Here is a 19,338-nt window from a genome sequence, read left to right as displayed (position 1 = left end):
TTTACATACATAAAAAATACCATTCTTTACAATAAGAATGGTATTTTTGTTTCCAAACAATTTTTATGAGTACACCAAATTCGAAAGATCTAATACAAGCTATCAAAAATAAGGGGAAGAATATAGAAGCAGAGATGTCCTTCTTTGACCATCTTGAGGTCTTAAGATGGCATTTGGTCCGTTCAGCTATTGCAATCTGTATCTTTGCAGGTATCGCTTTCACATTCTACGATTTCGTCTTTAAAGATATTATCATGGGACCAAAAAATCTGGATTTTTGGACCTACCGCATGATGTGTAAAGCGGCGGATGTATTTAATTTAGCCGACTTCTGTGTCAAGAAAATACCTTTTAATATTATCAATACGGAATTGGCCGGACAATTTATGCTCCAGATCAACTCCTGCTTGTTGATGGCTTTGATGATGGGTTTCCCCTATCTTCTTTTCGAAATTTGGTTGTTTGTAAAACCAGCCTTGACAGATGTGGAAAGACGTTCCGCACGTGGATTTGTATTTTACTCTTCTGTATTGTTTATTTTAGGTGCACTTTTCGGATATTATATTGTTGTACCCTTATCCATCAATTTCCTAGCGAATGTATCCTTAAGTGATGAAATCGTCAACCAGATTACAATAGACAACTACCTGTCTACCATTGCCACATTGACATTAGGCTGTGGAATCGTATTCCTACTGCCGATCATGGTATTTATTCTGTCTAAAATAGGTATTATGACGCCTGAATTTATGCGTGCCAGCCGTCGTTATGCAACAGTAATCATTTTAGTCATAGCAGCAGTAATTACGCCTTCTGCTGATATCATCACCATGTTGACTGTTGCTGCACCAATGTTCTTATTGTATGAAGTAAGTATCATGGTCTCCGCGGATGTCAAAAGAAAAAAATTAGCACAAGAAAAATAAAATAACAATAGAAATGAGCAGTGTAAAGAAAATTGCGATTGGAAGTGACCATGCAGGTTTTGAATACAAAACAGCATTGGTTAGCTTTTTAAATGAATTGGGTTATGAAGTAACCGACTTTGGAACAAACTCCCCAGATTCAGTCGATTACCCAGATTTTGCACATCCGGTCGCATCGGCGGTAGAGAACAAAGAGGCTGATGCTGGTGTTTTGATCTGTGGCAGTGCCAATGGTGTTGCGATCACAGCCAATAAACATCAAAATATCCGTGCCGCAATCTGTTGGTTGGAGGAAATTTCGGCATTGGCACGTCAACATAATGATGCCAATGTGGTGTGTGTCCCAGCCCGTTTTATCGATCTTGATCTCGCTAAAAAGATCGTATCAACTTTTATGACAACCGAATTTGAAGGTGGACGTCATGCCAACCGTGTCAATAAAATAGCTTGCAGCTGTTAGTAAATTAACATATTTTAAGAAGCGGATGAAGGGTAGTATATACTTTTCATCCGCTTTTTTAGTTATATTGTGTATGATTTAAGGTGATCAAAATTGGCATGCTATCACTTCATATTGTTATGGACATAATAACACACTGTTGTTAATAGTTAACAAGCGATCATCCTATATATACTATTTTTAACAATAAAAAGTGTATTGCGTACAACGTAGAACCTAAGCTTTCAGCACCCGGATCTCAATACGTAATACTAAATTCTCAATACTAAATGAATAAAATACATAACCTGATTTGGGTCGCGTTTTCTGTGGTGAGTTGTGCTCAGGCACAGGATGTCAGTACCAAATATGCGAATGAAATCACTGTAGAATCGACACAAAAACATCTACGAACCCTTGCTTCGGTGGACTTTGAAGGAAGAGGAACAGGACAGAAAGGTGGTCAATTGGCTGCGGACTATATCGCAAATGAGTTCAAAAAATACGGACTTTCAGCGCCCGTAAATGGATCATATTTCCAGCCCCTACAGCTTATTCATAATAGTTTTAAGGTCAAGCAATTTACGATCAATGACCGGCCTTTTCAAAATGGGAAGGATATCTTTGTCATTGGTAACAATGAGGAGAAACTCTTTGAAAGCAATGAAATAATATTCATTGGCTATGGAATTGATGATCCAAAGTATTCCGATATCACGGGCTTAGACCTGACCAATAAAGTTGTCCTGTTATTGAACGAAAGTGAACCTACGGATGATAAGGGAAATTCATGGATCACCGGGAAAAAGGCTCCATCTGACTGGTCCACAAGCAGGAATAAGAAAATCAAGGAAATTCTCAAGAAGAAGCCAAAGCTGGTGTTGGCTGTCAACAGCCAGCTATCCCAATTGCTTGAAGAAGCAGGAGACCGCGCGACCGAAGGACGTTATAACCTGGCTATAGATCAGCCCGCACCCGAAAAGTCACCCATGATCCCAGTCGTCAACATAACGGATCATGCTGCGAATTATATCTTTAATCTTGCACGTACAAATCTCGCCGCTGTTGTCGGCAAAATCAATCGCTCTGGACAAGCAAATTCTTTTGTGATTAACACCAATCTCAAGGCCGACTTCGGTACAAATGCAAAACCTTTAGCTGACCCGAATATCCTGGGATACCTGGAGGGAACCGACAAAAAAGATGAAATAGTTGTCATTGGTGGACATTACGATCACGATGGCAAAGATTCCAAAGGAAACATCTTCTTTGGTGCTGATGACAACGCCTCCGGAACAACGGCCGTACTGGAACTTGCCCGCAGTTTTTCCCGCGCAAAAGCAGCTGGTAATGGCCCAAGACGCAGTATCCTTTTTATAGCCTACGCCGCTGAAGAAAAAGGCCTACTAGGTTCTAAATTCTATACTGAAAACCCTGTTTTCCCACTTGCAAATACTGTTGCCTGTATCAACATCGATATGATTGGCCGTGTAGATGATAAGCACCTCAAAGGGAATCATGACTATATCCATGCGATCGGTTCAGACAAACTGAGTTCTGAACTTTATCAGATCAATAAAGATGAAAATGAAAAAAACACCAAACTGGAAATAGATTATATGTATGATAATCCAAAGGATCCAATGCGTCTGTATTACCGCTCAGACCATTATAACTTTGCAAAGAAAGGCATACCATCCATCTTCTATTTTTCGGGTCTCCATCCAGACTATCATACACCGGCGGACACCTATGACAGAATTGATTTCCCATTAATGGTCAAACGGGAGAAGTTGGTCTTTTTCACGGCATGGCAGATCGCCAATAGAGAAAACCGCTTGGCAATAGACACTAATAAAGAATAAGTGCATTGCTTTTCAATAAAGGCAAAAAGTCCTGGGTATTGGATACCTGGAACTTTTTGTTTTTGATCAAAATAAAGAACAAAGCCCCTATAAATTTGTTATATTTATTATAACACAGCAAAGATATATGGCTTTTGTAGATTACTATAAAGTGCTTGGCATTGATAAAACAGCCTCGGCTGATGATATCAAAAAAGCATATCGCAAATTAGCGCGTAAATACCATCCTGATGTAAACCCGAATGATAATGAGGCTAAACAGCGGTTCCAGGAGATTAATGAAGCAAATGAGGTATTGTCCGATCCCGAGAAACGCAAAAAATACGACCAATATGGTGAACATTGGCAGCATGGGGAGGAATATGAAAAAGCGCAGCAACAATACAGACAATCCCAATCTGGTGGTGGCAATCCGTTCGGTTCTGGAGGAAATCCATTTGCTGGTAGTGGCGGTTCGCAAGAATATACCGGAAATTTTGATGACGGCCAATTCTCAGATTTTTTCGAACAGATGTTTGGAAGTCGACGTGGCGGTGGCAGGCAAAGTACTTTTCGCGGGCAGGACTTTAATGCCGAATTGAGTTTAAGCCTCCAACAGGCTTATACAACCCATCAACAAACCTTTAATATCAATGGTAAAAGCATTCGTATTACAATCCATGCGGGTGTAGAGGATGGACAGAAAATCAAATTAAAAGGTTACGGTAGTGAAGGGATCAACGGAGGCCCTAAGGGCGATTTGTATATTACAATCAATATCACTCCCGATGCAACCTTCAAACGACAGGGAAATGACCTGTATACCTCCTTGGATGTCGATCTCTATACCGCTATTTTAGGGGGCGAGGCGACACTCGATACCTTTGGAGGTAAGATCAAATTAAAGATAAAACCTGAAAGTCAAAACGGTGCAAAAATGCGGCTCAAGGGTAAGGGTTTCCCGCTCTACCGGAAAGAAGGTGAATTCGGAGACCTTTATGTCAGCCTTAATATCAAAATGCCCAGCAATCTTTCCGACGAGGAAAAAGCATTGTTTCAGCAATTGAAGGATTTAAAACAATAATCTCATGGAAACGACACTCATAAAAGTTATTGACTTCTGCCAATCCAGAAAAGTTGAAACAACTTTTCTACAGACGATGGAGGAATATGGCCTTATTCACATTATCATACAACAGGAAGAACAATTTATTGATGAAGATGAACTCAAGAAACTGGAACGTTTCTCAAACCTTTATTACGACTTGGAAGTAAACCCACAGGGAATTCAAGTGGCCAATCACCTCTTGGATAAGGTTGAGCAACTTCAACATGAAATTCTACAGCTCAAAAATAAATTAAAATCCTTGGACTATTAATCCAAGGATTTTATACCAATCCATAAAATAGCATAACTAGAATACAACATCCTTCTCTGTATTGATTTTGGTCTGCCAGACGATTTTATCTTGCAGTGTTGTATAGTGAATTTCATAGTCTCCTTTGCAAACGACAAAGGATCCAAAAAAATCTTTTGGTTTCATTAGTCGATAGACTACCAATGTGCGCTTCCCTTGGACCTTCCCGTATGCTTTCATCAGCATATAGCCAGTTTTGTTAATCTTCTCGTCAGGAATCTTATAGTCCAGGTGCGAACGGCTTCCATCATCGGCGCATTGTATCTCCGTCCTGCTCGGCGTAAAAACATAGCGATCCCGGTACATCGCTACATTGGATTGCACAATATTCTTCGCCCAGACAATATCATTGAAATCAGGCGGAAGCAGAAAGATCATACTAACCATCTTCTCTTGCCAAAGCCGGTCATTGAACGGAATAACAAAGTGCAGTAGCTTCTTCCCCTTAAATTCACCTACGCTATAAAAATAGCGCCCTTCCTTGTTTTCCTCACGCTGGAATGTAGTCAAGTCGAGCAAATGACTTTTCTGGCCTTTAATATTCGGATAATTGTTTATCACAGCAAGCATATCATAATTGTAATTCCCTTTCAGGCTTCCCGTAAACAATACCTTGTAAGCTGTATCCTGGTAATTTAGATGCTTAAGCACTTTTGTGTATTCTGCCTTGACTGTACTCACATTGATGGGTCCGGTATTTGCACCCCAGTTTTCCTCTTTTAAAATATCATCTCCTAAAAATACTGCAAGATTTTTATCCACATTGATGAAATATTCATCGCCCTCCACTGTATAACCATTAGGCGCTACCTGATAGGATTTGCAGGATACAAGTGTAAAGATTAGCGAAATGGCGATAAACAAGAATAAGGTACTCTTCTTTCTAAACATCCGATCGATCTCCTACGATTTAATCTTTTGCACCTTTACCCCTTCCCAACGATAAACATTATAAAGATCTGCATTCATCTTCATTAGCCTTAACGTCAGTTCATATTGATTTTTAATTGGACTACCGTCAAGAATACCAGGTTTCCACTTTGTTCCAAATCGCAACAATCGAACAAGCTCATCACCTGCCTTCGTACTAGGAGTACTGATTACTTTAAAATTATTCAGTTGTCCATTTTTTTCGACGACAAACTGCACAACGACGTTCCCGTCTTCACCTGTCGAATTTGGATTAAAATTCTTCATGACATAATCACGCAATGCAGTCATCCCTCCTATAGGTTCTGAAGTGACATCCACCCGGCTATAATTTTTCACATATTCACCACCAGGTTTAAATTTGAAATAAAAAGCTGCCTTTGACTCGACGGGAACACCTTTTTCCAAAACCGGATTCCATTTAGATTGCGACAATAATTTTGTTGCTTGATCTCTAAACTCTTTGCCAAGATCCGTATTAACAATTAAAGACTTTATAGTACCATCAAGATTAATGGTGAAAACACTTTCAATGATCGGATCAATATCTTTATTGGATATTGCTCTTGGCATTTTAAAATTTTTGGCAAACCAAGTTCTCAATCCTTCATAACCAAGTTTTGGTTCAGCCCATACCTTGCCAGATTTGTTTGGCTTATCTTCTCCCTGACTCAAGTTTAAACGGATAGGTAAAGTATAAGCAACACGAACGTTTCTACCATTTTGCATTCCAGGACTCCATTTCTCAGCACTTCTCAATAGCTTCAATGCAGCCTCCCCGGTACCATAGCCCAGATCCTTTGTGATTTTGAAATCCGTTAAGCTTCCATCCCGCTCCACGACGAATGAAATCTCCATCACACCATTCACTGCATTTTCCATTGCGGCTTTTGGGTAATCATAATTGTCGGAAACCCAGGTCATAAATTTACGCATTCCGCCAACTGGTTCGGGAATAACTTCAACCTCAGTAAAAATAGCGCCTTTCCTAAGATTTGTCGTATCTTGCTGAATCAATCCTTCTCCCTCACCATTTAGTGCGAAGCCGCCTTCAATACCAGGTTGAATAGGCTCAGCAGTAGCCTTCAATTTTGGTTCAACGGCTTCACTTCCCTCCATTAACTTTTCAAAACTTTTAACGGCTTCTTTTGATCCCGCGACTTCCACCTGATTGATCGAACTTTCTACATCTGAGACGATATCCTTTGCACGCGTGGTATTGAATACCAGTGTAGACCCTGCTACAACCAGTAGCATCGGTAATACTGCGGCATATAACAAACGCTTTTTGCGCGCTGACTTATTCTTAAATAACATCATAATTCTTTTCTTTAAAAACGAATGATTAGAAAACTCATGCGTCAGTGGCAGATGATCCACCTGCAGGGCATGAGCGACCAGCATTTCGGCGTAGGCCACCTTATCCGTGGAACAGATTTCGTCGGCAATACATTCATGCTGGAACTTTAACTCCTTTTGAAAGAAATATAAAATCGGATTAAACCAGTTGAAAATTTTCAACAGCTCCATCAAAAGCAAATCGTAGGAATGCCCCTGATCGACATGAACACGCTCATGTGATTCGATACTACCACTGTCTTTAATGGACTCCCCAATGATGATTTTATTGAAAAATGAGAAACTTAAATAATCATGTTCATCCCGTAATGCACGAACCAGCTTTATCAACCTAAATAGCAACGACATGCAAGCAACTGCAACACCCGCCCAATACACATAAGTCAGGATGTCTATCAAGTAAATTGGTTGCTCTTTGGGGCTATTGATGGCGATCTCCATATAGCCACTCAAATCCACCATAGGTATGGAATACGCTATTAACTCGGTTTTCGGTAATTCAATAAAAATCCCTATTGGTGCCAAGAGCGAGAAAAATATCATCCCGATCAAATAGACGCGATTCCATTGAAAGAAGGTAAGTTTTCGAAAAATCAGCCTATAGAGCGCAAAGCTGATAATCAATGAAACATTGACAATCAATAAGTAAATCATAATCAAAAGTTTATAAGAGGTAGTTGTTGTTATTTATTCCGTTGGATGATCGAAAGAATATCGTTTAATTCTTTAACATCCAATTTATTCTCTTCCAGAAAATAAGAAAGCATACTTTTGGGAGAATTATCAAAATAATTATTCAACAACTTACCAGTGATTCCTTTTTTATATTCCTCTTTTGAGATCTTCGGTAAATACTGATGGCTTTTACCAAAAGACTCATGCGACACAAAACCCTTGGTTTCGAGAATACGCACTATCGTTGAAACTGTATTATAAGCAGGCTTCGGTTCAGGCAGTCGGTCAATGATATCTTTGACAAAACCACGTCCCATTTCCCAAAGCTCCTGCATGATCTGTTCTTCTGCTTTAGTCAATTCTTTAAAATCTTCCATAACTCCTTATTATTAACAGTACTGTTGTAATCGATTACAATACAAGTATATAACTAAAGAAATAGTTTTACAACTATTTCTTTAGTTATATACACAAGGCACTGATTATTAAAACAATAAAATTCAACCGAATACTTTTTTATAACAAATTAATCCTCAAAACTTCGTCTACGTGAAGCTTTCAATTGGGATTGTTGTTTCTTCCGATCTAATCTTTTCAGCACGCTGGAATAAGGAATTTTGGTTTTCTTTCTCGGTTTAGTAGGTACGAGGGCTTCCTTCAGTAGATTAAGGAAACGATCAATGGCTATTTCTTTGTTTCGCACCTGTGAGCGGTCCGTATCTGATTCCAATTGTAATATTCCCTCTTTATTGATACGATTCGAAAGCTTCTCAGTCACCAGAGCCTTTTCTTCAGCTGAGAAAATTGCGGACTGCTCCACACTCCATTGCAGGGTAACTTTGGAGGATACCTTGTTGACATGTTGTCCCCCTGCTCCTCCCGACCTTGAAAATTTAAAAGTCAGCTCTCCTATTAATCCTGTTATATTCATTTGTTTTTAAACGCTTCTTCTATTTTTTCCATTTTCTGCAACAGGAAACCCAATTTTTCTACCTGGTCACGCTGCACATCAACGAGTTCCTGTTCTTTTCTAATAATGAGGTGGTCGATTTTCTCATGTAGTTCCCGGATTTCAAGCTCGGCCTTCAGATTAACCAAATAATCATTCCGCGCCCGCTCGCGATCCTTGGCTTCTTGCCTATTTTGGCTCATCATAATCACCGGGGCCTGCAGCGCAGCCACACAGGACAAGATCAGATTAAGCAAAATAAATGGATAAGGGTCAAAACCTTTATTATTTAACCAATACATGTTGACCGCGATCCAGATCAGCAAAAATACAACGAAAGAAATAATGAACGTCCAGCTTCCCCCAAATTCAGCGACTTTGTCTGCGACACGTTCACCTACTGAGGCTGTTGTTGCTCCATCATTATCCATGCTTGCACTAATGACCTTGTTGTCCTTAAAGCTCTGTATAACCTGTTGATCCAGTTGACTGAGCTGTCCCGACTCGTCTTTCAAAAATTCGGTAATATAAGCTTCCTTAAACCGAGTCAGTTCTGTCGCGGCAATATATTTATCTTTCCCAAAATTCGGATATTCCTTCCGGATTAATTTAAAAATGGGCTGTCGAATAGAAGCCCCCAAAATACGTTGTTCCAAAGGGAATTGTTGCCCCGAGATGTCACTGGTAAAATTGTCCATATACCGCTTAAATGTCTACTTAAAGATAATGCTTTTTAAGTAATCAAAAAATTCACAAAACTATGGCAATTGGTTTTTGTTATTTTAGGCATAAATAGTCGAAATTTGCAACACAAAAATTAGAGATGAAACCATCATGATTTATTCCATCCGATAAAGGCTGATTAAATCTGAATACGTCATCTGCTTTAAAAATCAATTCATAAAGATGAAAATAGGCATTGTTTGTTATCCCACGTTTGGTGGCAGTGGTGTTGTGGCAACGGAATTAGGAAAGGCTTTGGCAGCCAATGGACATGAGATCCATTTTATTACCTACCGACAACCTGCACGCCTAGATTTCTTTTCGGAAAACCTCTATTACCACGAAGTTGCAGTATCCCAATATCCGCTTTTTGACTTTTTACCTTACGAATCTGCGTTGGCCAGCAAATTGGTTGATGTCGTACGTTTTGAAAAGCTGGATCTGATCCATGTACATTATGCCATTCCCCATGCTTCGGCGGCATTCATGGCAAAACAAATCTTGCTGACGACCTATGGTATTAATATCCCTGTAGTAACCACACTTCATGGTACAGATATTACACTTGTTGGAAAAGATAAAAGCTTTAGTCCTGTCGTCACCTTCTCGATCAATCAGTCAGACGGTGTTACCGCCGTTTCACAAAATCTAAAAGATGAGACACTCCGGTATTTTGATATCAGCAGAGATATTAAAGTCATTACCAACTTTATCGATCTTGATAGATTCAGCAATAGGGACCGCTCCCATTTCAAAAAAGCGATTGCTCCGGGCAATGAGCGGATCTTGGTCCATACCTCCAATTTCAGAAAAGTAAAAAATACGGAAGATGTCATCCGTATATTTAAGAAAGTACATGACGTCATCCCCTCCAAACTATTAATGGTTGGTGATGGTCCTGAACGTCGCAATGCGGAGGAACTATCCAGAGAATTGGATGTATGTATGGATGTTCGTTTTTTGGGTAAACAGGATGCTGTCGAAGAGATCTTGTCCGTTTCCGACCTTTTCTTGATGCCTTCGAGCTCCGAGAGCTTTGGTTTGGCGGCCTTAGAGGCAATGGCTTGCCGCGTTCCGGTTGTTTCATCCAATACAGGTGGATTGCCTGAACTGAATGAAAACGGTGTAACGGGATTCCTGAGCAATGTAGGCGATGTGGACGATATGGCCAAGAATGCGATCTATATTTTAGAAGATGCTGACAGGTTGGAGAAATTTAAAGAAGCAGCATTAAATCATGCAAAAAAATTCCAATTGTCCAATATCATGCCTTTGTACGAACAATATTACCGCGAAGTGATTGATCAAACAACAAAAGCGCAATAAATATCATTTTTGGCCTTAAGGGTTGAAAAAAAAATTTTATCTTTGACCTTTGGAAAATTTCCAAAAAAACAATTATGAAATACAAACGTATCTTATTAAAACTTAGCGGTGAATCCTTAATGGGTGACCAAAGCTATGGTATCGATATTAACCGTGTATCACAATACGCTAATGATATCAAAGAAATTCACGATCAAGGTTTAGAAATTGCAATTGTTATCGGTGGTGGTAACATTTACCGCGGTTTAAGTGCTGAAAAATCAGGGATGGACCGTGTTCAAGCAGACTATATGGGAATGCTTGCCACTGTAATCAACAGTATGGCACTTCAAGATGCTCTTGAAAAAGTAGGGAAAAAGACACGTTTGCTAACAGCTATCAAGATGGAGCAGATCTGTGAACCATTTATTCGCAGAAGAGCTGTACGCCACTTGGAAAAAGGTCGTATTGTTATTTTCGGAGCTGGTACAGGAAACCCCTATTTCACGACGGATACAGCAGCTTCTTTGCGCGCGATTGAAATCAATGCCGATGCTGTACTAAAAGGAACACGTGTAGATGGTATCTATACTGCTGATCCGGAGAAAGATCCTAGTGCAACAAAATTCGAAGAAATCTCATTCACGGAGGTATACGAGAAAGGATTAAATGTAATGGATATGACTGCCTTTACCCTTTGTCAAGAAAACAAATTACCAATCATCGTATTTGACATGAACAAGCCTGGCAATTTATTGAAACTTGCCAATGGTGAACATGTTGGAACTGTGGTAAAATAATTAATATCTGTAAAAAACGTAATCTTATATGAACGAACTAATTTCAATTGAATTGGACGATTGTAAAGACAAGATGTCCAAAGCAGTTGCTCACACGGAGTCAGAATTAACAAAAATTCGTGCCGGTAAAGCTTCTCCATCTATGTTAGATGGTATTTCAGTCGATTATTATGGTAGCGCTACTCCACTTTCACAAGTAGCTAACATCAATACAACTGATGCTCGGACTATTGTCATCCAACCTTGGGAAAAATCGCTCATCAACGCAATTGAAAAAGCAATTACGGATGCTAATCTTGGTGTCAACCCACAGAATGATGGTATTGTGATCCGCTTGAATATCCCGCCTTTGACAGAAGAAAGAAGACGTGACTTGGTGAAAAAAGTAAAAGAGGAGACTGAAAGAGGCCGTATTGGTATCCGTAACATCCGCAAAGACACCAATGAGTCCATCAAAAAATTAAAAAATGATGGTGCCTCAGAAGACGAAATCAAAACCGCCGAAGGGGAAGTACAAAAATTGACTGATGCATACATTGTAAAAGTTGATACTTTGGCTGAACTGAAAGAAAAAGATATCATGACTGTTTAAGTTCTTATTCTTAAATAACACACAAAACGAGGATGTTCAAAAGATTGGACATCCTCGTTTTTTTATTGCTGCTTTTGTATCCTCCCTTCTCCACTTAGCAAATGTGCAATTTTCAGCGGGTTTGCTTTCACTTTTTACGCATGTCTTTCTTATTTCCCTGATAGTTGAATGTTATCTCTTCGCAAAAATATTCCGGTATGTGCTATTGATTTTTGAACAAAATAATTGTACATTGTACACTAACACATAATCAGTTATATGATGAACAATTCTCGCCGTCAATTTTTAAAGCAAGCTGGAATAGGTCTTTCGGCAGCTTATCTGATGCCCAACTTGATATCTTGTCAAAACAAAACGGGTGCTGTCAGTGACAATCCTTTGCAGAATATAGGCGTACAGCTGTACTCCATACGTGATTTGATGGATAAAGATCCGAAAGGATCTTTGGAGCAGGTCGCAAAAATTGGCTACAAACATGTTGAGCTTTATGGCATAGATTCTACTGCCAAACAATTTTGGAAATTACCCTATAAAGAGCTTAAAAAGATTCTGGATGACAATGGCCTAAAAACGCACTCAGGCCATTATGATATGTCTAAATACCTCAGTAAATCACATACTGATAAAGAAGATTTATCCGTTTACTTTGATGCGGCAAAAGAGCTCGGACAGGAATATGTGATTGCGCCAGTGACACCGATGTTCGACATTAATGCGCTTAAAAAAGATGACTATCTCTATGCTGCCGAACAGCTCAATAAGGCTGGTGAACAAGCCAAAAAGATGGGGCTAAAGGTTGCTTACCACAACCATTTTTGGGAATTTAGGGATTTAGGGAACAATACCACAGGGGAAGATGTCATGCTGGCTTTTACGGAACCTGATCTTGTCGATTTTGAGCTTGATCTTTTCTGGGCCGAGAAAGCCGGGAAAAACCCCATCTCCATATTTGAAAAATTCCCCAATAGATTTAAACTATGGCATGTGAAGGATATGGACCGTACAAAATCTAATCCGATCGAATGGCCTAAGGATGGTAAGTTACCTGTGGAACAAATCTTTAAGGATATCAGATATACCGAAGTTGGTACTGGAAGCATCTCTTTTCCGGAAATTGTCAAAGAAAAGACCAAAGCTGGCTTAAAATACGCTTTCGTAGAGCAAGATGATATCTATATGCCAAACAAGATGGAAAGTCTTAAAAAAAGCTACGATTACGTTCAGGCAAATCTTATCAAATAAAAAAGGGAAGCAATGCTTCCCTTTTTTATTTGATAAGATTTTATTAGAATTGTGTATCCTCTACTTCGACCGCAGTTTCAATCACTTTACGGGCTAATTCTTCTTTAAAATCAATAATATTTTTGCTTATTGTCTCATCATGTGTACCAAGGATCTGAGCAGCCAATATACCCGCATTTTTTGCAGCGTTTAGCGCAACTGTTGCTACAGGAATACCATTAGGCATCTGTAAGATGGATAGTACCGAATCCCACCCATCAATAGAGTTAGATGATTTTACAGGTACTCCGATTACAGGCAAATGTGTGATTGAAGCCACCATTCCCGGTAGATGCGCAGCACCACCGGCTCCCGCGATAATTACTTTCAAACCACGGAATGCGGCATTTTTTGCATAATCAAACATACGTTGCGGTGTACGGTGTGCCGAAACAATTGTGACCTCAAATTCTACTCCAAGGACTTTCAGGACATCGATGGCATCCTGCATAACAGGAAGATCGGATTTACTTCCCATGATAATGCCTACCTGGGCCTTATTATTGACTGACATAGTATTATTAAGCTTTAACTTTTAATATTTCTTGTACTTTTCTTGCGTTGGAGATGGCTTTATCCCGGTCATCATTGATGATACAGATATGCCCCATCTTGCGGAATGGTTTTGTATACTTCTTGCCATACAGATGTAAATAGACTCCTTCCATCGCCAACACCTCTTCTACTCCATCATATTTTGCTAAGCCCTCATAACCATCCTCGCCCAGTAGATTGATCATGACAGCGTTTGTCCGGCATCTTGTATCACCCAATGGTAAATTGAATATTGCTCTCAAATGTTGTGCAAATTGAGAAACATAATTCCCTTCGATCGTTTGATGACCACTATTATGCGGACGTGGTGCAATTTCATTCACCAGAATATCACCGTTTTTCGTGAGGAACATTTCCACTGCAAGCAAACCGACGATTTGTAAATCATCCGCAATTTTCTTCGCAATTGCTTCCGCACGTTGCTGAATCTCTACACCATATAATGATGGCGCGATAAGAAATTCCACTAAATTGGCTTGTGGATTGAATTCCATTTCTACCATTGGAAAAGTGGAGACATCACCTCTATCGTTACGTGCAACAATAACAGCAATTTCTTTTTCAAAATCTACCCACTCTTCAATCAAACTTGGCTCTTCAAAGGCATCCTGGATATCCGCTTCAGTAACGATCTTCTTTACGCCTTTTCCATCATACCCATCTCTACGTAGTTTTTGAATGTAGGGTAAACTCAACGAAGCATTTGTTAAGTTATCTTTAGTCGATATCAATTGAAACCCAGAAGTCGGGATATCATTTTGTTTAAAAAACTGTTTCTGTAATCCCTTATCCTGGATCAGGCGAATAATACGCGACTGCGGGTAAACGATCACCCCCTCCTCTTCCAATTTCTCCAAGGCATCCACATTCACTTTTTCGATCTCGATAGTAATCAAATCCAGGTCTTTACCAAAATTATATACTGTCTCGAAATCGCTCAATGAACCACATTCAAATTTATTGCACAGTTTACGACAAGGAGCATTCTTATCGGGATCCAGTACATGAACGTTTACATTGTAATTAATGGCTTCCTGGATTAACATTCTTCCGAGTTGACCACCACCAAGAATGCCTAATTGCAGTTCGCCATAAAAATCTTTTGCCATAATTGATTCTAAAATCTTATAAAATTTATCTTTTAAGCCTTTTCCCTGAACAGCTGTTCACCTAATAAGCTTTCTTTATCTATCTTTTTTTGCAGTTCAATAAAAGCACCTATCAGTGCTTCTGGACGAGGTGGGCATCCCTGAACATACACATCCACTGGGATAATCCGATCCACTCCCTTCACAACATGATAACCATGCTGCCAATAAGGGCCACCACAATTGGAACAGGATCCCATTGAGATCACATATTTCGGATCGGGCATCTGCTCGTATAGTTTTTTTATACGGTCAGCCATTTTAAATGTGACTGTACCAGCAATAATAATAACATCTGACTGTCTCGGTGAGGGTCTAGGAAAAACACCCATCCGATCCAGGTCATAAGTTGAAGCCATGGCTCCCATCATTTCGATCGCACAACAGGCAATCCCAAAACTCATCGGCCACATCGAAGAAAGTCTTGCCCAGTTTAGCAGATCATCCAATTTGGCAACAACGACACCATTATTTTGCAATTGACTATCTAAACTCATGCTTACTCAGGTTTTTTAAATCGAGGTTTAAAAGCGATCTTCGGCGCAGCTGTCACTTCTTGCGCAACAGTATCCTCTACGACCGCAACCGCCGGCTCTCTGTATTCCCGCACTTGATAGCTGCTGTTGTTCAATGTTGAATAAGCACTTTGAGGAATATTTACAGGAACCTTAGGTAGAGATACATTGGGTTTCACCCATTCCAGATCTCCTTTTTTCCAGACAAAAACCAATCCCAAGATTAAAATACCGATAAACATCGCCATTTCAATCATCGTAAACCATCCCCATCTGCCGTCCGCGGCAATGTATTCCGATTGTCCAAATACGGTAGCCCAAGGAAAAATAAAGATGAGCTCAACATCAAAAAGCAGGAACACTAAAGCAATGACGTAAAATCGAGGATTGAATTGTATCCAAGAGGAACCGATAGGATCTTCGCCACATTCGTAAGTACCAGATTTAATGGGATTATTCTTTTTGGGAGAGATTAAACGTGCTAGAAAAATGGTCGCACAGACTAACAATGCCCCTATCAGCAGAATGATAAGGATTTTGCCGTATTCCGATAATTGCGCGGGGTCATCCATAATGTTTACAAATTTAACAATTATTTCGTTTACTCTAGCGAGGAACTTGAAATTACAAATTATTTATTAAAAAAATAGGGCATTGTATGCGTACAATGCCCCATCGTATATAACTATACATTAAAATTACATTTTTCCAGGCATTTTAGGCATATTACGCATCAACTTCGCAGCCATTGCAGGATTAGACATTTGTTTCATCACTTTACGCATGTCACCAAATTGCTTCAACAATTTGTTTACTTCATTAACGTCTGTTCCCGAACCTTTGGCAATACGCAAACGACGTTTTTGGTCTATTACATCTGGATTTTCACGTTCAAAAGGTGTCATCGAATCAATGATGGCTTCGATAGGTTTGAATGCATTGTCATCGACTTCAATATCCTTCATTGCTTTTCCTACGCCAGGAATCATACCCATCAAATCTTTCATGTTACCCATTTTTTTGATCTGTTGGATCTGAGATTTGAAATCATTGAAATCAAATTTATTCTTACGGATTTTCTTTTGAAGCTCCGCAGCTTGCTTTTCGTCAAACTGTTGTTGTGCACGCTCTACCAACGATACAACGTCACCCATACCCAAAATACGGGAGGCCATACGATCTGGGTAGAAAACATCCAGTGCATCCATTTTCTCTCCGGTACCAATAAACTTAATTGGTTTATTGACAACAGATTTTATGGATAATGCAGCACCACCGCGCGTATCACCATCTAATTTGGTCAATACAACACCTGTAAAATCAAGACGATCGTTGAATGTCTTCGCTGTGTTGACAGCATCCTGACCAGTCATCGAGTCAACAACAAATAAGATCTCATCCGGTTTTGTCGCTTCCTTAACAGCAGTGATCTCCACCATCAAAGGCTCATCTATGGCCAAACGACCAGCAGTATCGATGATAACAACATTATGACCATTACGTTTTGCCTCTTCAACACCTGCTTTGGCAATAGCAATCGGGTCTGTTGATGCTCTATCAACATAAACAGGAACACCAACTTGTTCAGCCAAGACTTCCAATTGATCAATCGCTGCTGGACGATAAACGTCACCTGCGACCAACAATGGTTTTTTATTCTTTTTATCTTTCAGGAATAATGCCAGCTTACCAGAAAAAGTTGTTTTACCGGCACCATTCAGACCTGCAATCAAAATAACAGTAGGATTTTTACCAATCTCTAACTCTGTGACAGACCCACCCATCAATTCTGTCAACTCATCATTCATGATTTTAGTCAACAATTGACCCGGAGAAATACTTGTCAATACATTCTGCCCTAAAGCTTTTTGTCTAACATCATCTGTAAAAGTTTTAGCAGTTTTGTAATTCACATCGGCATCCAACAATGCTTTGCGAATTTCTTTCATCGTTTCAGCAACGTTGATTTCGGTAATACTGCCTTGTCCTTTTAATACTTTAAAGGCCCTATCTAGCTTATCTTGAAGATTTGAAAACATAAAATCTGAATCTTATTCTATATAAACAGCAAAGTTAAAAAAATTGTCTGTAGTAACCTCATTAACACCCCATAAAAAATGCGACTATTAAAAATAATCGCATTTCTTTGTATACTCGAGTTACCTAACCACTCATTAGTCACTCCTACGCCCACCAAATAAGATGGAAGCATAATATAAAAGTGTTACCAAGGCACTCAAAGCAGCAACGACATAAGTCATAGCAGCCCATTTTAATGCATCTTTAGCACCATCATGTTCCTCACCATTATACGTAACACCAGCATGGTTCAACCATTCCAAAGCGCGGTTTGACGCATCAAATTCTACAGGAAGTGTGATAAACGAAAATATTGTTGTAATCGCCAATGCTCCCACACCTACCGCTAACAACCATGGATTACCGCCTTTGGAAAATGCAAATAACATCACGCCGAGCATTAATACCCATGAAGTCAGTTTGGAAGCCGCATTGACCATTGGTACCATCGCTGAACGGAAACCCAACCATTTATATGCTTTCGCGTGCTGGACAGCGTGACCACATTCATGAGCCGCTACCGCTGCTGCCGCTACACTGCGACCACTATATACCTCAGGACTCAAGTTGACCGTTTTATCCGATGGATTATAATGATCGCCCAGGCGATCAGGAATTGACAATACCTTCACATCATATATACCGTTATCATTGAGCATTTTCTGCGCAATCTCAGCTCCAGACATTCCATTCCCCAATGGCATCTCTGAATACTTCTTAAATTTGTTTTTAAATCTTGTCTGGACAATTAGGCTTACCACCATTATTCCAATAAATAAAATCAAGTACATAGCTTTTTTATATTTTTATCGTTATTCTCTTTTTAATAGTTTCAATATGATCATCAAACCTCATTCCAATTCCTATAAATTGATAAAGGCATGAACTTCTAAGATAATAAAAAGCGTATAACTGACAAAAAGAACAATTTCTTCTGATGCAGACATGACATTGTAGCATAAAAAAGGGAGTGAAAAACTCACTCCCTTTGTTTGTTATTTTCTAAATTATAGTGCTTATTTCATTATCCCATCTGAAAGACTAAATCAGAACCCTCTATCATTTTACGTAAATTACTCAATGCATAGCGCATTCTTCCTAAGGCGGTATTGATACTCACCTCCGTTATCTCAGCAATATCTTTAAAACTCATATCACAGAAGTGTCGCATAATTAAAACCTCTTTCTGATCATCTGGTAGTTTCTGGATCATTTTCTTTAAGTCGACATCGACCTGTTGTCTCAGCATTTTTGATTCAGCACTTTCATCGCTGAATTCCAATACTTCAAAAATGTCGAAACCATCCGCATTAACGATATTTGGGGCCCGCTTGGCTTTTCTAAAAAAGTCAACGATCATATTGTGGGCAATACGGATAGCCCAAGGCAAAAATTTCCCCTCTTCATTGTACTTGCCCGATTTTAATGTGTTGATGATTTTAATGAAAGTCTCCTGGAAAATATCTTCAGCAAGATATTCGTCTTTTACTTTCATATATATAGAGGTGTAAATTTTCGATTTATATCGATTCAACAATGCCTCTAGGCCGGACTCTTGGCCCCCGACATACATTTGGATCAATTCTTGATCACTCTTACTTTTCAAAAGTCTCATACGTCACTTACTTTTTAGCAGTTCGCAAATAAATTATCAGTTCTGTTGTAAAATGTAAATGTTTAGCGTATAGTGTTCCTTTCTTATTGTAAAACAATCAATTAATAGTATTTCAAAGTACCGTAAAATTATTGAGTAATCAAATTATTACATTTCAATTTAAGGTTTTTTAACATTTAAAATGT

Annotated in this window: 21 protein-coding genes; 9 read left to right on the top strand and 12 right to left on the bottom strand. The window is 39.2% G+C overall.

Annotated elements, in window-relative coordinates; all coding sequences use genetic code 11:
* Positions 1–65 precede the first annotated feature (65 nt).
* The 5 genes from tatC (at position 66) to ABFX33_RS10290 (ending at position 4,588) form a co-directional block, all read left to right on the top strand.
* A complete protein-coding gene (gene tatC, locus ABFX33_RS10310; protein ID WP_346085930.1) occupies positions 66–926 on the top strand; it encodes a twin-arginine translocase subunit TatC in 861 nt (286 codons plus the stop codon).
* Positions 927–939: 13 nt separating this feature from the next.
* Positions 940–1,386: a ribose 5-phosphate isomerase B gene (gene rpiB / locus ABFX33_RS10305; protein WP_282250232.1), complete on the top strand. Its 447-nt coding sequence runs from the start codon at positions 940–942 to the stop codon at positions 1,384–1,386.
* Between the two features lie 269 nt (positions 1,387–1,655).
* Positions 1,656–3,230 (top strand): M28 family peptidase, encoded by a 1,575-nt coding sequence (locus tag ABFX33_RS10300; RefSeq protein WP_346085928.1) that lies wholly within the window; start codon positions 1,656–1,658, stop codon positions 3,228–3,230.
* Positions 3,231–3,357: 127 nt separating this feature from the next.
* The gene (locus tag ABFX33_RS10295) at positions 3,358–4,293 is read left to right on the top strand and encodes a DnaJ C-terminal domain-containing protein (RefSeq protein WP_346085926.1); all 936 of its coding nucleotides are present in this window, start codon (positions 3,358–3,360) and stop codon (positions 4,291–4,293) included.
* A gap of 4 nt (positions 4,294–4,297) precedes the next feature.
* Entirely contained in the window at positions 4,298–4,588 is a 291-nt protein-coding gene (locus tag ABFX33_RS10290; RefSeq protein ID WP_257093872.1) for a chaperone modulator CbpM, read from the top strand.
* A gap of 36 nt (positions 4,589–4,624) precedes the next feature.
* Here ABFX33_RS10290 and ABFX33_RS10285 read toward each other — a convergent pair whose 3' ends face one another.
* From ABFX33_RS10285 to ABFX33_RS10265, 5 genes are all read right to left on the bottom strand, one after another.
* Positions 4,625–5,518: a hypothetical protein gene (locus ABFX33_RS10285; RefSeq protein WP_346085923.1), complete on the bottom strand. Its 894-nt coding sequence runs from the start codon at positions 5,516–5,518 to the stop codon at positions 4,625–4,627.
* 12 nt (positions 5,519–5,530) lie between these two features.
* Positions 5,531–7,570 carry an energy transducer TonB gene (locus ABFX33_RS10280; protein ID WP_346085922.1) on the bottom strand — a complete coding sequence of 680 codons (2,040 nt, stop codon included), beginning with the start codon at positions 7,568–7,570 and terminating at the stop codon, positions 5,531–5,533.
* Between the two features lie 29 nt (positions 7,571–7,599).
* Entirely contained in the window at positions 7,600–7,968 is a 369-nt protein-coding gene (locus tag ABFX33_RS10275) for a BlaI/MecI/CopY family transcriptional regulator (RefSeq protein ID WP_223583938.1), read from the bottom strand.
* 149 nt (positions 7,969–8,117) lie between these two features.
* The gene (gene arfB, locus ABFX33_RS10270) at positions 8,118–8,522 is read right to left on the bottom strand and encodes an alternative ribosome rescue aminoacyl-tRNA hydrolase ArfB (protein ID WP_346085919.1); all 405 of its coding nucleotides are present in this window, start codon (positions 8,520–8,522) and stop codon (positions 8,118–8,120) included.
* Positions 8,519–9,238 (bottom strand): DUF1003 domain-containing protein, encoded by a 720-nt coding sequence (locus ABFX33_RS10265; RefSeq protein ID WP_346085917.1) that lies wholly within the window; start codon positions 9,236–9,238, stop codon positions 8,519–8,521. The genes arfB and ABFX33_RS10265 overlap by 4 nt, the downstream gene beginning before the upstream one ends.
* 208 nt (positions 9,239–9,446) lie before the next feature.
* Here ABFX33_RS10265 and bshA point away from each other — a divergent pair, with 208 nt between their 5' ends.
* From bshA to ABFX33_RS10245, 4 genes are all read left to right on the top strand, one after another.
* Entirely contained in the window at positions 9,447–10,589 is a 1,143-nt protein-coding gene (bshA, locus tag ABFX33_RS10260) for an N-acetyl-alpha-D-glucosaminyl L-malate synthase BshA (RefSeq protein ID WP_257093889.1), read from the top strand.
* A gap of 74 nt (positions 10,590–10,663) precedes the next feature.
* A complete protein-coding gene (gene pyrH, locus ABFX33_RS10255) occupies positions 10,664–11,368 on the top strand; it encodes a UMP kinase (protein WP_075991132.1) in 705 nt (234 codons plus the stop codon).
* A gap of 28 nt (positions 11,369–11,396) precedes the next feature.
* Positions 11,397–11,960: a ribosome recycling factor gene (frr, locus tag ABFX33_RS10250; RefSeq protein WP_346085915.1), complete on the top strand. Its 564-nt coding sequence runs from the start codon at positions 11,397–11,399 to the stop codon at positions 11,958–11,960.
* A gap of 258 nt (positions 11,961–12,218) precedes the next feature.
* The gene (locus ABFX33_RS10245) at positions 12,219–13,202 is read left to right on the top strand and encodes a sugar phosphate isomerase/epimerase family protein (RefSeq protein ID WP_346085914.1); all 984 of its coding nucleotides are present in this window, start codon (positions 12,219–12,221) and stop codon (positions 13,200–13,202) included.
* 43 nt (positions 13,203–13,245) lie between these two features.
* Here the strand turns inward: ABFX33_RS10245 and purE are convergent, their stop codons facing one another.
* The 7 genes from purE to ABFX33_RS10210 form a co-directional block, all read right to left on the bottom strand.
* Positions 13,246–13,755, bottom strand: coding sequence for a 5-(carboxyamino)imidazole ribonucleotide mutase (gene purE / locus ABFX33_RS10240; protein ID WP_223583932.1), 510 nt, complete (start codon positions 13,753–13,755; stop codon positions 13,246–13,248).
* Between the two features lie 7 nt (positions 13,756–13,762).
* Positions 13,763–14,905, bottom strand: a complete 1,143-nt coding sequence (locus tag ABFX33_RS10235; protein WP_346085911.1) for a 5-(carboxyamino)imidazole ribonucleotide synthase — start codon at positions 14,903–14,905, stop codon at positions 13,763–13,765.
* Positions 14,906–14,937: 32 nt separating this feature from the next.
* Positions 14,938–15,441 carry an NADH-quinone oxidoreductase subunit B gene (locus ABFX33_RS10230; RefSeq protein ID WP_259186463.1) on the bottom strand — a complete coding sequence of 168 codons (504 nt, stop codon included), beginning with the start codon at positions 15,439–15,441 and terminating at the stop codon, positions 14,938–14,940.
* A 2-nt stretch (positions 15,442–15,443) separates the two neighbouring features.
* On the bottom strand, positions 15,444–16,031 hold the full coding sequence (locus ABFX33_RS10225; protein WP_346085909.1) for an NADH-quinone oxidoreductase subunit A: 588 nt from the start codon (positions 16,029–16,031) through the stop codon (positions 15,444–15,446).
* A gap of 126 nt (positions 16,032–16,157) precedes the next feature.
* Positions 16,158–17,498: a signal recognition particle protein gene (gene ffh / locus ABFX33_RS10220; protein WP_259186461.1), complete on the bottom strand. Its 1,341-nt coding sequence runs from the start codon at positions 17,496–17,498 to the stop codon at positions 16,158–16,160.
* 135 nt (positions 17,499–17,633) lie between these two features.
* The gene (locus tag ABFX33_RS10215; protein ID WP_120261577.1) at positions 17,634–18,329 is read right to left on the bottom strand and encodes a zinc metallopeptidase; all 696 of its coding nucleotides are present in this window, start codon (positions 18,327–18,329) and stop codon (positions 17,634–17,636) included.
* A 233-nt stretch (positions 18,330–18,562) separates the two neighbouring features.
* On the bottom strand, positions 18,563–19,111 hold the full coding sequence (locus ABFX33_RS10210; RefSeq protein ID WP_428835645.1) for an RNA polymerase sigma factor: 549 nt from the start codon (positions 19,109–19,111) through the stop codon (positions 18,563–18,565).
* Between the last annotated feature and the right edge of the window lie 227 nt (positions 19,112–19,338).

Source organism: Sphingobacterium ginsenosidimutans (assembly GCF_039536865.1).
Taxonomy (GTDB): Bacteria; Bacteroidota; Bacteroidia; order Sphingobacteriales; family Sphingobacteriaceae; genus Sphingobacterium; species Sphingobacterium detergens.
This window is presented reverse-complemented; position numbering and strand designations above follow the sequence as displayed.

What these genes read in the sequence shown, in the direction of transcription:
- tatC (WP_346085930.1), top strand. Translation starts at nt 66, where the DNA reads ATGAGTACACCAAATTCGAAAGATCTAATACAAGCTATCAAAAATAAG.
- rpiB (WP_282250232.1), top strand. Translation starts at nt 940, where the DNA reads ATGAGCAGTGTAAAGAAAATTGCGATTGGAAGTGACCATGCAGGTTTT.
- ABFX33_RS10300 (WP_346085928.1), top strand. Translation starts at nt 1,656, where the DNA reads ATGAATAAAATACATAACCTGATTTGGGTCGCGTTTTCTGTGGTGAGT.
- ABFX33_RS10295 (WP_346085926.1), top strand. Translation starts at nt 3,358, where the DNA reads ATGGCTTTTGTAGATTACTATAAAGTGCTTGGCATTGATAAAACAGCC.
- ABFX33_RS10290 (WP_257093872.1), top strand. Translation starts at nt 4,298, where the DNA reads ATGGAAACGACACTCATAAAAGTTATTGACTTCTGCCAATCCAGAAAA.
- ABFX33_RS10285 (WP_346085923.1), bottom strand. Translation starts at nt 5,518, where the DNA reads ATGTTTAGAAAGAAGAGTACCTTATTCTTGTTTATCGCCATTTCGCTA.
- ABFX33_RS10280 (WP_346085922.1), bottom strand. Translation starts at nt 7,570, where the DNA reads ATGATTTACTTATTGATTGTCAATGTTTCATTGATTATCAGCTTTGCG.
- ABFX33_RS10275 (WP_223583938.1), bottom strand. Translation starts at nt 7,968, where the DNA reads ATGGAAGATTTTAAAGAATTGACTAAAGCAGAAGAACAGATCATGCAG.
- arfB (WP_346085919.1), bottom strand. Translation starts at nt 8,522, where the DNA reads ATGAATATAACAGGATTAATAGGAGAGCTGACTTTTAAATTTTCAAGG.
- ABFX33_RS10265 (WP_346085917.1), bottom strand. Translation starts at nt 9,238, where the DNA reads ATGGACAATTTTACCAGTGACATCTCGGGGCAACAATTCCCTTTGGAA.
- bshA (WP_257093889.1), top strand. Translation starts at nt 9,447, where the DNA reads ATGAAAATAGGCATTGTTTGTTATCCCACGTTTGGTGGCAGTGGTGTT.
- pyrH (WP_075991132.1), top strand. Translation starts at nt 10,664, where the DNA reads ATGAAATACAAACGTATCTTATTAAAACTTAGCGGTGAATCCTTAATG.
- frr (WP_346085915.1), top strand. Translation starts at nt 11,397, where the DNA reads ATGAACGAACTAATTTCAATTGAATTGGACGATTGTAAAGACAAGATG.
- ABFX33_RS10245 (WP_346085914.1), top strand. Translation starts at nt 12,219, where the DNA reads ATGATGAACAATTCTCGCCGTCAATTTTTAAAGCAAGCTGGAATAGGT.
- purE (WP_223583932.1), bottom strand. Translation starts at nt 13,755, where the DNA reads ATGTCAGTCAATAATAAGGCCCAGGTAGGCATTATCATGGGAAGTAAA.
- ABFX33_RS10235 (WP_346085911.1), bottom strand. Translation starts at nt 14,905, where the DNA reads ATGGCAAAAGATTTTTATGGCGAACTGCAATTAGGCATTCTTGGTGGT.
- ABFX33_RS10230 (WP_259186463.1), bottom strand. Translation starts at nt 15,441, where the DNA reads ATGAGTTTAGATAGTCAATTGCAAAATAATGGTGTCGTTGTTGCCAAA.
- ABFX33_RS10225 (WP_346085909.1), bottom strand. Translation starts at nt 16,031, where the DNA reads ATGGATGACCCCGCGCAATTATCGGAATACGGCAAAATCCTTATCATT.
- ffh (WP_259186461.1), bottom strand. Translation starts at nt 17,498, where the DNA reads ATGTTTTCAAATCTTCAAGATAAGCTAGATAGGGCCTTTAAAGTATTA.
- ABFX33_RS10215 (WP_120261577.1), bottom strand. Translation starts at nt 18,329, where the DNA reads ATGTACTTGATTTTATTTATTGGAATAATGGTGGTAAGCCTAATTGTC.
- ABFX33_RS10210 (WP_428835645.1), bottom strand. Translation starts at nt 19,111, where the DNA reads ATGTATGTCGGGGGCCAAGAGTCCGGCCTAGAGGCATTGTTGAATCGA.